Here is a 12,597-nt window from a genome sequence, read left to right on the forward strand (position 1 = left end):
CCGGGAAGACGAGCTCACCAAATCAGGGCAAAAACGTCATTTTAAAGGTCCAGAACGCAAAAAAGCGCCCCGGAGGGCGCTTCTGGCGGCAAAACCGCGTGAATCGGCGACAGGTCAGATGTGATACGCCGTTTCGCCGTGGCTGTTGATGTCCAGGCCTTCGCGTTCCTGCTCTTCCGGCACGCGCAGGCCGATCACCACGTCCACCAGCTTGTAGGCGATGAAGGCCACGATGCCCGACCACAGGATCGTGACGCCCACGCCGATCAGCTGGTTGATGACCTGGCTGCCGATCGAGTAGTCGGCCGAGGCCTTGTTGGCAACGTAGTCCCACACGCCCTGGCCGCCCAGCGATGGTGCGGCGAACACGCCGGTCAGCACCGCGCCGAGGATACCGCCCACGCCGTGCACGCCGAACACGTCCAGCGAGTCGTCGGCGCCCAGCATGCGTTTCAGGCCGTTCACGCCCCACAGGCAGACCACGCCGGCCAGCAGGCCGATGACCAGGCCGCCCATCGGGCCGACGAAACCGGCCGCCGGGGTGATCGCCACCAGGCCGGCCACGGCACCGGATACGGCGCCCAGCATCGAAGGCTTGCCCTTGAAGATCCATTCGGCGAACAGCCAGGACACGGTGGCGGCGGCGGTGGCCAGCAGCGTGTTCAGGAAGGCCAGCGCGGCCACGTCGCCCGCTTCCAGCGCGGAGCCGGCGTTGAAGCCGAACCAGCCCACCCACAGCAGCGAGGCGCCGATCATCGTCATCACCAGCGAGTGCGGCGCCATCGATTCGCGGCCGTAGCCGACGCGCTTGCCCATCATGTAGGCACCCACCAGGCCGGCAACGGCGGCGTTGATGTGCACCACGGTGCCGCCGGCGAAGTCCAGCGCGCCGTGGCCCCACAGGTAACCGCCCTTGGCCGTTGCCGTCGCCAGCGAGGCGGCATCGGTGATCGTGTCCGGGCCGGTCCAGAACCAGACCATGTGCGCCATCGGCAGGTAGGCGAACGTGAACCAGAGCACGATGAAGGCCAGCACGGCGGCGAATTTCGCGCGCTCGGCAAAGGCGCCGACGATCAGCCCGCAGGTGATCGCGGCAAACGTGCCCTGGAACGCCACGAAGATGAATTCGGGAATGACGACGCCCTTGCTGAAGGTGGCGGCATACGCGAACGTGCCGGCGACCGGGTCATAGATGCCGTTCAGCAGCGCACGGCTGAACCCGCCGAAGAACGCATTGCCTTCAGTGAACGCGATCGAATAGCCGTAGATACACCACAGCACGATGATCAGCGAGAAGATCGTGAAGATCTGCATCAGCACGGACAGCATGTTCTTGGAGCGTACCAGACCGCCGTAGAACAGGGCCAGTCCGGGAATCGACATCATGATGACCAGCAGCGTGGAGACGAACATCCACGAGGTATCGCCCTTGTGCGGCGTTGGCGCGGCGGCGGGTGCTGCTGCTGCTGCGGGCGCGGCGGCAGCAGGTGCCGCGGCGGGTGCAACTTCGGCCGCGGCCGGCGCGGCGGCGGTGGCCGCCGGCGCGTCGGCCGTGGCGGCATCCTGCGACCAGGCCGGCGCCGCGCTGAACGCCATCAGCATGGCTGCCCCGGCCAGCCACTTCGTTATCATTTTCTTCATCGGATTCCCCTTTTTTATTTAAAGCGCATCGTTGCCGGTTTCGCCGGTCCGGATACGGATGACCTGTTCCAGGTTATAAACGAAAATCTTGCCGTCGCCGATTTTGCCGGTCCGGGCAGCCGTTTCGATGGCTTCGATGGCCTGCTCGACGATGGCATCGTCGACCGCCGCTTCGATCTTGGTCTTGGGCAGGAAGTCGACCACGTATTCGGCGCCGCGGTACAGCTCCGTGTGGCCTTTCTGGCGACCGAAACCTTTGACTTCGGTCACGGTGATCCCTTGCACGTTGATCGCGGACAGGGCTTCACGCACCTCGTCCAGCTTGAACGGCTTGATGATGGCGGTAATCATTTTCATGGCAGGCCTCGTTTGTGGTTCAGAAGGTTTTGGACAGGGTCAGCACGGCACCGGATTTGCCCAGGTTCTTGCCGTTCGTCGGTGCGATGTAGGCTTCGGTGTTGGTATCGACATAGGCCAGCGATACCGTGGCAACGCCGAAGTCCTTGGTGATGCCCACTTTCCAGTCGGTGTAATCGGCATAGCCGTTATTCTTGACTTTCTGGTGGCCCACGTGCAGGTTCAGGATGAAGCCCTGGGCCAGTTCCTGGTTGACGGAAGCATCCAGGTACTGGCTGTTCTTGCTGTCGGCAAAGCCGAACAGGTTCGTCAGCGAATGGGAGTATTTCAGCGTGGCGGGACCAAAGCCCACCTGGCCGTACAATTCGAACGTGTTCGCGCTGGTCGGCAGCGAGTTCGATGCGTAGATGTAGCCCAGGCCGCCCACGTCGTACGTGAAGCCGGAGCCGATATCGCCGCGTTTGCCGGCATACACATCCCATTCGACGCTGCCGTCGCCGCCGCCGTCCTTGACCCACTTGATCGTGGACAGCCAGGTGCCCGCGTAGAAACCTGTCGGGTTGTTGACCCAGTCGGCGCCGCCCTGCAGCGCCGGTTTCAGGCGGGTTTGCGAGATACCGCGATAACGGTAATCGCTGGTGATGGCCGCGTTGAAGCTGATCTCATTGTCCGGTTTCGCCTCGGGTGCCGCGGCGGCTTCCTGTGCCTGGGCCTGGCCTGTCGCGATGCATGCGAACAGTACGGCGATGGACAGGGCGGAGCGCTTGCTCGGGTGGGTCATGGCGATTTCCTTTTGAGTGAACTTTTATTGCGGTTTAAAATTCGTCTGACGCGTTGTCTCGTTACCTAAAGCAGAATGCGTGCCAGCAAGTAGTTGCTGAGCTGCTAGCCGAGCCGCCGACCGGGACATCTGTTTCGCACCAAATAATCTTCGTACTGGCACCATTCTGGTGCATTTGAACGAAAAACTCACCGGAGCCCATTGTGGACATGAACGCCTTTTTCAACGACCTGCAGAACAAGATCAACCACGCCATCGAAAACTCGCCCGCCAAGGATATCGAACGCAACGTGAAAGCCATGATGACGCAGGGCTTTTCCAAGCTGGACCTGGTAACGCGGGAGGAATTCGACATCCAGGCGCAGGTATTGGCCAAGACCCGCGCGCGCCTGGAACTGCTGGAAACGCGCCTGGCCGAACTGGAAGCGAAAATCGCTGCGGAAAAAGCACCCCTGTAATGCCCGGGCGCGCTTGTCGCGCCGCAATGCCCCACCCGCTGCACGGCTCTACGATGCAGGATCGTCGAGTCGCAGCGGGGAATCATGAGCCTGGCCGTCCTGAAAAGCCGTGCGTTGAACGGCATCGAAGCGCCTGAAGTCAGCGTTGAAGTTCACCTGGCCAACGGCTTGCCGGCCTTTCACATCGTCGGACTGGCCGAGACGGAAGTGAAGGAAGCACGCGACCGCGTGCGCGCCGCCATCCTCAACGCCGGCTTTGAAATGCCGGCGCACCGCATCACCGTCAACCTGGCCCCGGCCGACCTGCCCAAGGAATCGGGCCGCTTCGACCTGCCGATCGCTCTCGGCATCCTGGCTGCTTCCGGCCAGATTCCCACACCACCACTGGCCCGCTACGAATTCGCAGGTGAACTGTCGCTCACCGGCGAGCTGCGCCCGATCCGCGGCGCACTGGCCATGACGTTCGCGATGCAACGCGCCCAGGCCCGCAGCGCGTTCGTCCTGCCTCTGGCGAACGCGGACGAAGCGGCACTGGTCGATGGCGCGGCCGTGTACCCGGCCGCCACGCTGCTGGAGGTCTGCAACCATTTTTGTGCGGCGGACGATACCGCCAGGCTGGCGCGGCACCGGTGCGCGCCCAGGGCCGTGATCGCCGAGCGTCCCGATTTCGCCGAAGTGAAAGGGCAATGGCATGCCAAGCGAGCGCTGGAAGTGGCGGCGGCCGGCGGGCACAGCATCTTGATGGTCGGCCCGCCGGGCGCAGGCAAGACAATGCTGGCATCGCGTTTCGCCGGCCTGCTGCCGTCGATGACGAACGACGAAGCGCTGGAAGCGGCGGCGGTGCAGTCGCTGACAGGCACGTTTACGGCCGCAGCGTGGAAATTGCGGCCGTTCCGGGCGCCGCATCACACATCGTCCGGCGTGGCACTGGTTGGCGGTGGCAGCGTGCCCCGGCCCGGCGAGATATCCCTGGCGCATTGCGGCGTGCTGTTCCTCGACGAATTGCCGGAGTTCGATCGCCGCGTGCTCGAAGTGCTGCGCGAGCCGCTCGAATCGGGACGTGTAACGATCTCGCGCGCCGCCCGCCAGGCCGAGTTTCCGGCACGGTTCCAGCTTGTCGCCGCGATGAACCCCTGCCCATGCGGCTACCATGGGCATGTCTCGGGCAAATGCAAATGCTCGGAAGATGCGATCGTGCGCTACCAGGGCCGGGTCTCCGGCCCGCTGCTCGACCGCATCGACATGCAGATCGAAGTTGGCCCGGTGCCGACCGATACGCTCCACACCGCCGAAGATGGCGAACCTTCCGAAGTGATCGCCGCGCGGGTGGAGACGGCATTCCAGCGGCAGCTGGACCGGCAGCACAAGAGCAACCGTTACCTGAGCTCGCGTGAAATCGACCGCCATTGCAAGCCCGAACGTGCCGGACAAGACTTGCTGCACAAGGCCATGCTGCAGTTCCACTGGTCGGCGCGCGCCTATCACCGCGTGCTGCGGGTGGCGCGAACGATTGCCGACCTGGCCGATTCCGAAGCCGTGCAAGCGAAGCATGTGGCCGAGGCCGTTCAATTCCGCCGCGTACTGCGCCAGACCTGACTGGCGATTCGACAGTCGCGCCGATGGCGCCGGGCTTCCGAGGCTGCTACCATCGGTGCATGAGACTCCACTTTTCGATTCCCATGGCGGTTGCCGTTGCCGCGACGGTGAGTGCGTGCAGCCCCAAGTTCGACTGGCGTGATTATCGTAGTGCCGAGGCATCGTATTCGGTGCTGTTCCCGGACAAGCCTGCGACGCACACACGCACGGTCAATCTCGACGGCCGCCAGGCGGCGATGACAATGACTGCGGCCGAGGTCGACGGTACCATTTTTGCTGTCGGCACCGCGGCCCTCCCCGATGCAGCCCAGGCCAGGCATGCCGTCGGGGCGATGCGCACGGCAATGGTGCGCAATATCGGCGGCAACATAACGAAGGAGGCCGAACGCGAAGGCGGGCTGGAAGTCGAGGCCCATGGCGTGAGCAATGCGCGCCCGATGCAATTGCATGCCAGGTTCGTCGCCCGGGACAGCCGGGCGTACCAGGTAATTGTCATGGGACCGGAAAAGGCGGTCGATGCGGAAAACATTGACACCTTCATACGCTCTTTTAAGCTGAACTGAAAGGCGACGTGTGTCGCCGGTGTGCCCCGGCAAGTCATGATATCGTTGGATTACTAAAACAACACATCAGGAAGCGCCATGTTAATCACATTCAAATCCCAATCCTCATCCGAAGTCACGATGTACCAGGAACACGCACAACGGATCCTGGATGTGCTCAACAAGAACCACACACGAGGCGTCATTACGGCTGCCGAGGCTGCCCAGGCAGTGGCATTGCTGGAGCAGGAAATTGCGTTAAGCAAATTACACCCGGAAGTGGATGCCGAACACGCGAGTCATTCGCATCCCCATCACCTCCCGGAAGTGGATGAAACGGCGGAGATGGCCGAGAAAAACCATATCGGTTTCGCCCAGCGTGCATTCCCGCTGCTGGAAATGCTGCGCGCCGCGCGGGATGCCAACGACAATATCGTCTGGGGTGTTTGATTGGTCTGATGCTGGTGTCAGACACTTTTTTTCACAGGAAAAAGGTGTCTGACAACGGTTTTCCCATGCGTTTCGACTCTCGAAAGCAAAAAACCCCCATCTGCACTGAACGCGATCTTGAGCGCGTTCAGTGCAGATGGGGGTTTTTCTATATAACAGCCTGATTGAACCCACTTTCACACTGGTTGCAGTAGCGAAGCCCGGCAATGCTGGGCTGAGCAATCGGCGCGATTAATCTGCAATGCCCGGCGGAGCACAAAAACCATGGACAGGGAGCCCAGTCCGCAGCGCCCTGCTGACGCAGCGCTCCAAAGCAAAAAACCCCCACCAGATTCATTTGGTGGGGGTTTCTCTATATAACAGCCTGACGATAACCTACTTTCACACTGGTTGCAGTAGCGAAGCCCGGCAATGCTGGGTTGAGCAATCGGCGCGATTAATCAGCAATGCCCGGCGGAGCACAAAAACCATGGACAGCGAGCCCAGTCCGCAGCGCCCGGCTGAAGCAGCGCCCCAAAGCAAAAAACCCCCACCAGATTCATCTAGTGGGGGTTTCTCTATATAACAGCCTGACGATAACCTACTTTCACACTGGTTGCAGCACTATCATCGGCGCAAAGTCGTTTCACGGTCCTGTTCGGGATGGGAAGGGGTGGGACCGACTTGCTATGGTCATCAGGCATGACTTGTACGTAGCGTCGCTCCCTGTCGGGCAGCGCAGCTACTAATCTGGAAGAAGTAAAGTTAAGGTAGTTCAAGCTGCATCATCAAACACAGGCAAATGCTCCACAACCGTCAAGGTTATAGGGACAAGCCTTACGGGCAATTAGTATCAGTTAGCTTAATGCATTACTGCACTTCCACACCTGACCTATCAACGTCCTGGTCTCGAACGACCCTTCAAAGAGCTCAAGGCTCTGGGAAATCTCATCTCAAGGCAAGTTTCCCGCTTAGATGCTTTCAGCGGTTATCTCTTCCGAACTTAGCTACCCGGCAATGCCACTGGCGTGACAACCGGTACACCAGAGGTTCGTCCACTCCGGTCCTCTCGTACTAGGAGCAGCCCCCTTCAAATTTCCAACGCCCACGGCAGATAGGGACCAAACTGTCTCACGACGTTTTAAACCCAGCTCACGTACCACTTTAAATGGCGAACAGCCATACCCTTGGGACCGGCTACAGCCCCAGGATGTGATGAGCCGACATCGAGGTGCCAAACTCCCCCGTCGATATGAACTCTTGGGAGGAATCAGCCTGTTATCCCCAGAGTACCTTTTATCCGTTGAGCGATGGCCCTTCCATACAGAACCACCGGATCACTATGTCCTACTTTCGTACCTGCTCGACTTGTCGGTCTCGCAGTTAAGCACGCTTATGCCATTGCACTATTAGCACGATGTCCGACCGTACCTAGCGTACCTTCGAACTCCTCCGTTACACTTTAGGAGGAGACCGCCCCAGTCAAACTGCCTACCATGCACTGTCCCCGATCCGGATGACGGACCAAGGTTAGAACCTCAAATGAACCAGGGTGGTATTTCAAGGTTGGCTCCACGAGAACTGGCGTCCCCGCTTCAAAGCCTCCCACCTATCCTACACAGATTGATTCAAAGTCCAATGCAAAGCTACAGTAAAGGTTCATGGGGTCTTTCCGTCTAGCCGCGGGTAGATTGCATCATCACAAACATTTCAACTTCGCTGAGTCTCGGGAGGAGACAGTGTGGCCATCGTTACGCCATTCGTGCAGGTCGGAACTTACCCGACAAGGAATTTCGCTACCTTAGGACCGTTATAGTTACGGCCGCCGTTTACTGGGACTTCAATCAAGAGCTTGCACCCCATCATTTAATCTTCCAGCACCGGGCAGGCGTCACACCCTATACGTCCACTTTCGTGTTTGCAGAGTGCTGTGTTTTTATTAAACAGTCGCAGCCACCATTTTATTGCAACCCTTTCACCCTCATGGAGTAAACCATTCAAGCTACCGGGGCGTACCTTTTCCCGAAGTTACGGTACCAATTTGCCGAGTTCCTTCTCCCGAGTTCTCTCAAGCGCCTTAGAATACTCATCTCGCCCACCTGTGTCGGTTTGCGGTACGGTCTCGTATGACTGAAGCTTAGAGGCTTTTCTTGGAACCACTTCCGATTGCTTCGCAGCACATGGCCGCTCGTCCCGTTCCCTTGAATTACGTGCCCGGATTTGCCTAAGCACCTTCTATGAAACAGAAACTGACTATTCCAACAGTCAGACAACCTTCCGCGATCCGTCCCCCCATCGCATCATACGACGGTGCAGGAATATTAACCTGCTTCCCATCAGCTACGCATCTCTGCCTCGCCTTAGGGGCCGACTCACCCTGCTCCGATGAACGTTGAACAGGAAACCTTGGGCTTACGGCGTGCGGGCTTTTCACCCGCATTATCGCTACTCATGTCAGCATTCGCACTTCTGATACCTCCAGCATCCTTTACAAGACACCTTCGCAGGCTTACAGAACGCTCTCCTACCATATCTATTGCTAGATATCCGCAGCTTCGGTGACTGGCTTAGCCCCGTTACATCTTCCGCGCAGGACGACTCGATCAGTGAGCTATTACGCTTTCTTTAAATGATGGCTGCTTCTAAGCCAACATCCTGACTGTTTTAGCCTTCCCACTTCGTTTTCCACTTAGCCAATCTTTGGGACCTTAGCTGGCGGTCTGGGTTGTTTCCCTCTTGACACCGGACGTTAGCACCCGATGTCTGTCTCCCAAGCTCGCACTCATCGGTATTCGGAGTTTGCAATGGTTTGGTAAGTCGCGATGACCCCCTAGCCATAACAGTGCTCTACCCCCGATGGTGATACTTGAGGCACTACCTAAATAGTTTTCGGAGAGAACCAGCTATTTCCAAGTTTGTTTAGCCTTTCACCCCTATCCACAGCTCATCCCCTAATTTTTCAACATTAGTGGGTTCGGTCCTCCAGTGCGTGTTACCGCACCTTCAACCTGGCCATGGATAGATCACTTGGTTTCGGGTCTACACCCAGCAACTAACGCCCTGTTCGGACTCGATTTCTCTGCGGCTCCCCTATTCGGTTAACCTCGCTACTGAATGTAAGTCGCTGACCCATTATACAAAAGGTACGCCGTCACGGAACAAGTCCGCTCCGACTGTTTGTATGCACACGGTTTCAGGATCTATTTCACTCCCCTCCCGGGGTTCTTTTCGCCTTTCCCTCACGGTACTGGTTCACTATCGGTCGATTACGAGTATTTAGCCTTGGAGGATGGTCCCCCCATGTTCAGACAGGATTTCTCGTGTCCCGCCCTACTTGTCGCATACTTAGTACCACCGGTCTGATTTCGCGTACGGGGCTATCACCCACTATGGCGCCTATTTCCAGAGGCTTCCACTACCAGTCCGACTATCATATGCAGGCTCATCCCATTTCGCTCGCCACTACTTTGGGAATCTCGGTTGATTTCTTTTCCTGCAGCTACTTAGATGTTTCAGTTCGCCGCGTTCGCTTCACACACCTATGTATTCAGTGAGTGATACCCTAAAAGGGTGGGTTTCCCCATTCGGAAATCTTCGGATCAATGCTCGTTTGTCAGCTCCCCGAAGCTTATCGCAGACTTCTACGTCCTTCATCGCCTGTAATCGCCAAGGCATCCACCATGTGCACTTATTCACTTGTCCCTATAACCTTGACGGCTATCGGTATCAAGCATTTACTACTGTGTTTCTGATGAGCTTTATTACTACCCTGAACATGCGATGTCTCGCACATTCAATAAAACTTTACTTCTTCCAGATTGTTAAAGAACGAAACAGCAGTGATCTCTAAAAGATCAAATCTAAATCTCGGGACTTAGATTTGACATCTCGAAAACGTGGTGGAGGATGACGGGATCGAACCGACGACCCCCTGCTTGCAAAGCAGGTGCTCTCCCAGCTGAGCTAATCCCCCAGGATTTTCTTGTGCCTGATACGTGGTGGGTCTGGTTGGGCTCGAACCAACGACCCCCGCGTTATCAACACGGTGCTCTAACCAGCTGAGCTACAGACCCGCGCTACAACACGATTGCGGTACTACTGTTTCTTCTTCATTCGACAGTCGATAAGTGTGGACGTTTAATGAGCAAGGATTCCGAAGAATCGTGCCTACTCTAGAAAGGAGGTGATCCAGCCGCACCTTCCGATACGGCTACCTTGTTACGACTTCACCCCAGTCACGAATCCTACCGTGGTAAGCGCCCTCCTTGCGGTTAAGCTACCTACTTCTGGTAAAACCCGCTCCCATGGTGTGACGGGCGGTGTGTACAAGACCCGGGAACGTATTCACCGCGACATGCTGATCCGCGATTACTAGCGATTCCAACTTCATGCAGTCGAGTTGCAGACTACAATCCGGACTACGATACACTTTCTGGGATTAGCTCCCCCTCGCGGGTTGGCGGCCCTCTGTATGTACCATTGTATGACGTGTGAAGCCCTACCCATAAGGGCCATGAGGACTTGACGTCATCCCCACCTTCCTCCGGTTTGTCACCGGCAGTCTCATTAGAGTGCTCTTTCGTAGCAACTAATGACAAGGGTTGCGCTCGTTGCGGGACTTAACCCAACATCTCACGACACGAGCTGACGACAGCCATGCAGCACCTGTGTTACGGTTCTCTTTCGAGCACTCCCAAATCTCTCCGGGATTCCGTACATGTCAAGGGTAGGTAAGGTTTTTCGCGTTGCATCGAATTAATCCACATCATCCACCGCTTGTGCGGGTCCCCGTCAATTCCTTTGAGTTTTAATCTTGCGACCGTACTCCCCAGGCGGTCTACTTCACGCGTTAGCTGCGTTACTAAGTCAATTAAGACCCAACAACTAGTAGACATCGTTTAGGGCGTGGACTACCAGGGTATCTAATCCTGTTTGCTCCCCACGCTTTCGTGCATGAGCGTCAGTCTTGACCCAGGGGGCTGCCTTCGCCATCGGTGTTCCTCCACATCTCTACGCATTTCACTGCTACACGTGGAATTCTACCCCCCTCTGCCAAACTCTAGCCTTGCAGTCTCCATTGCCATTCCCAGGTTAAGCCCGGGGATTTCACAACAGACTTACAAAACCGCCTGCGCACGCTTTACGCCCAGTAATTCCGATTAACGCTTGCACCCTACGTATTACCGCGGCTGCTGGCACGTAGTTAGCCGGTGCTTATTCTTCAGGTACCGTCATGAGGCACGGATATTAGCCGTACCCTTTTCTTCCCTGACAAAAGAGCTTTACAACCCGAAGGCCTTCTTCACTCACGCGGCATTGCTGGATCAGGGTTGCCCCCATTGTCCAAAATTCCCCACTGCTGCCTCCCGTAGGAGTCTGGACCGTGTCTCAGTTCCAGTGTGGCTGGTCGTCCTCTCAGACCAGCTACTGATCGTCGCCTTGGTGAGCCTTTACCTCACCAACTAGCTAATCAGATATCGGCCGCTCCAGGAGCATGAGGTCTTGCGATCCCCCACTTTCATCCATAGATCGTATGCGGTATTAGCGTAACTTTCGCTACGTTATCCCCCACTCTTGGGCACGTTCCGATATATTACTCACCCGTTCGCCACTCGTCAGCGGAGCAAGCTCCCTGTTACCGTTCGACTTGCATGTGTAAAGCATGCCGCCAGCGTTCAATCTGAGCCAGGATCAAACTCTTCAGTTTAATCTCTGTTTAAAGTCATTGCTGACTTGGTCGCCCATTCAAAATACTGACGAACCTTCTTGCGAAGGTTACGTTTATTTCTTATGAGCGTTTGATGCTATATTTTGAGCTGTCGGGGCCGAAGCCCCGGGCACATCATCAAACGCCCACACTTATCGACTGTTGATTGTTAAAGAATTCTGCCCTTGAAGGCTTGCTGCGGATCTTGCAGACCCGGCGACAAATCGTTGTGTTTGTCAGCAGCAGAGAGATGAGATTATGCGGTGTTTCGTGCAGCTCGTCAACCCCTGGGTTTGTATCGCAATGTTGCATCAGCGATCCAAACTTGCCTGTCGCAGCGTTTCGTTTTCACGTCTGCGTTGCGGCAGGGACGGAATTATAGCCAGCGCCGCACTGCCTTGCAAGCCCCTTTGTAGCCGCCAAGTAAATTCCTGTTACCAGGGCACATGCGATCCATGCCGACCACAAGGTATGGGTCAGGAAATGTGCCCCACGTAGCTGCTGCATCCACCCTGTCGCTATTCCTGCAATCAGCATCAATGCGCCGACGCCCATGGCCTTGCGGCGACTGTGCGGCCACCAGAACGCCGCGATGGAAATCAGCCACAACGCGCTCGATGCATGCCCTCCCGGCATGCAATGGCCCGGGCTGATTCCAGCAGGCATCCGCTCCAGCAGGCGAATGTAAGGCTCGGTGCCTCCATAGCGCTGCAGATCCCAGGGGCAATGCGACGTACTCGCATGTTTCAGCAGGCTGATTGCCAGCGGTACCAATACCGCCGACATCGCAACGACCCTTATCCCTGTCCGGCGGGAATCCTTCCACCCGTGACAGGGACGCACGGCATCCCACAATGCCATCAGGACGGCGGATGCCGCCAGCACCGACAGGATCCCCTTGAGGATCACATGGTTGAATGTCTCGGCCAGCCACGCATGCTGCATGGGAAAGCTGCGCGAAATGCGATCGAAGGCGGCATCGGCCAGCAGGATGTCGATATCGCTGGCATTCCCGATCCAGAGGATCACTACTGCGGACAACAATAGTCCACTGCCCGTCATCCAGGCGGTACGTGAACGAAACAT

The 12,597-nt window shown here is 57.2% G+C and carries 8 protein-coding genes, 2 tRNA genes and 3 rRNA genes; 4 read left to right on the top strand and 9 right to left on the bottom strand.

What is annotated here, in order from left to right; all coding sequences use genetic code 11:
* Positions 1 to 114: 114 nt before the first annotated feature.
* From amt to GJV26_RS09730, 3 genes are read right to left on the bottom strand one after another with little or no spacing between them, the layout of a single operon-like run.
* Positions 115 to 1,641: an ammonium transporter gene (gene amt, locus GJV26_RS09720; protein WP_155708650.1), complete on the bottom strand. Its 1,527-nt coding sequence runs from the start codon at positions 1,639 to 1,641 to the stop codon at positions 115 to 117.
* An 18-nt stretch (positions 1,642 to 1,659) separates the two neighbouring features.
* Complete coding sequence (locus GJV26_RS09725) at positions 1,660 to 1,998, bottom strand: P-II family nitrogen regulator (RefSeq protein WP_130186246.1); 339 nt, start codon at positions 1,996 to 1,998, stop codon at positions 1,660 to 1,662.
* Between the two features lie 19 nt (positions 1,999 to 2,017).
* Positions 2,018 to 2,779 (bottom strand): TorF family putative porin, encoded by a 762-nt coding sequence (locus tag GJV26_RS09730; RefSeq protein WP_155708651.1) that lies wholly within the window; start codon positions 2,777 to 2,779, stop codon positions 2,018 to 2,020.
* Between the two features lie 203 nt (positions 2,780 to 2,982).
* Between GJV26_RS09730 and GJV26_RS09735 the strand changes: the two genes are divergently transcribed.
* The 4 genes from GJV26_RS09735 (at position 2,983) to GJV26_RS09750 (ending at position 5,825) form a co-directional block, all read left to right on the top strand.
* Positions 2,983 to 3,237, top strand: a complete 255-nt coding sequence (locus GJV26_RS09735) for an accessory factor UbiK family protein (protein ID WP_189442318.1) — start codon at positions 2,983 to 2,985, stop codon at positions 3,235 to 3,237.
* An 84-nt stretch (positions 3,238 to 3,321) separates the two neighbouring features.
* On the top strand, positions 3,322 to 4,833 hold the full coding sequence (locus tag GJV26_RS09740) for a YifB family Mg chelatase-like AAA ATPase (protein ID WP_155708653.1): 1,512 nt from the start codon (positions 3,322 to 3,324) through the stop codon (positions 4,831 to 4,833).
* Between the two features lie 83 nt (positions 4,834 to 4,916).
* Entirely contained in the window at positions 4,917 to 5,396 is a 480-nt protein-coding gene (locus GJV26_RS09745) for a hypothetical protein (RefSeq protein ID WP_229419241.1), read from the top strand.
* Positions 5,397 to 5,474: 78 nt separating this feature from the next.
* Positions 5,475 to 5,825 (top strand): DUF1840 domain-containing protein, encoded by a 351-nt coding sequence (locus GJV26_RS09750; protein WP_155708655.1) that lies wholly within the window; start codon positions 5,475 to 5,477, stop codon positions 5,823 to 5,825.
* A 567-nt stretch (positions 5,826 to 6,392) separates the two neighbouring features.
* Here the strand turns inward: GJV26_RS09750 and rrf are convergent.
* The 6 genes from rrf to GJV26_RS09780 form a co-directional block, all read right to left on the bottom strand.
* Positions 6,393 to 6,505: ribosomal RNA gene (gene rrf, locus GJV26_RS09755) — 5S ribosomal RNA — on the bottom strand.
* Positions 6,506 to 6,630: 125 nt separating this feature from the next.
* Positions 6,631 to 9,506 (bottom strand): 23S ribosomal RNA (locus tag GJV26_RS09760).
* A 195-nt stretch (positions 9,507 to 9,701) separates the two neighbouring features.
* A tRNA-Ala gene (locus GJV26_RS09765) sits at positions 9,702 to 9,777 on the bottom strand.
* Between the two features lie 23 nt (positions 9,778 to 9,800).
* A tRNA-Ile gene (locus GJV26_RS09770) sits at positions 9,801 to 9,877 on the bottom strand.
* Between the two features lie 103 nt (positions 9,878 to 9,980).
* Positions 9,981 to 11,511: ribosomal RNA gene (locus GJV26_RS09775) — 16S ribosomal RNA — on the bottom strand.
* The 16S, 23S and 5S rRNA genes sit together here with 2 tRNA genes alongside, the layout of an rRNA operon.
* 348 nt (positions 11,512 to 11,859) lie before the next feature.
* Positions 11,860 to 12,597 carry a phosphatase PAP2 family protein gene (locus GJV26_RS09780; protein ID WP_155708656.1) on the bottom strand — a complete coding sequence of 246 codons (738 nt, stop codon included), beginning with the start codon at positions 12,595 to 12,597 and terminating at the stop codon, positions 11,860 to 11,862.

The organism is Pseudoduganella dura, from assembly GCF_009727155.1.
GTDB lineage: Bacteria > Pseudomonadota > Gammaproteobacteria > Burkholderiales > Burkholderiaceae_D > Rugamonas > Rugamonas dura.

Coding starts and splice junctions, on each gene's coding strand:
- amt (WP_155708650.1), bottom strand. CDS start 1,641: ATGAAGAAAATGATAACGAAGTGGCTGGCCGGGGCAGCCATGCTGATG.
- GJV26_RS09725 (WP_130186246.1), bottom strand. CDS start 1,998: ATGAAAATGATTACCGCCATCATCAAGCCGTTCAAGCTGGACGAGGTG.
- GJV26_RS09730 (WP_155708651.1), bottom strand. CDS start 2,779: ATGACCCACCCGAGCAAGCGCTCCGCCCTGTCCATCGCCGTACTGTTC.
- GJV26_RS09740 (WP_155708653.1), top strand. CDS start 3,322: ATGAGCCTGGCCGTCCTGAAAAGCCGTGCGTTGAACGGCATCGAAGCG.
- GJV26_RS09745 (WP_229419241.1), top strand. CDS start 4,917: ATGGCGGTTGCCGTTGCCGCGACGGTGAGTGCGTGCAGCCCCAAGTTC.
- GJV26_RS09750 (WP_155708655.1), top strand. CDS start 5,475: ATGTTAATCACATTCAAATCCCAATCCTCATCCGAAGTCACGATGTAC.
- GJV26_RS09780 (WP_155708656.1), bottom strand. CDS start 12,597: ATGTTTCGTTCACGTACCGCCTGGATGACGGGCAGTGGACTATTGTTG.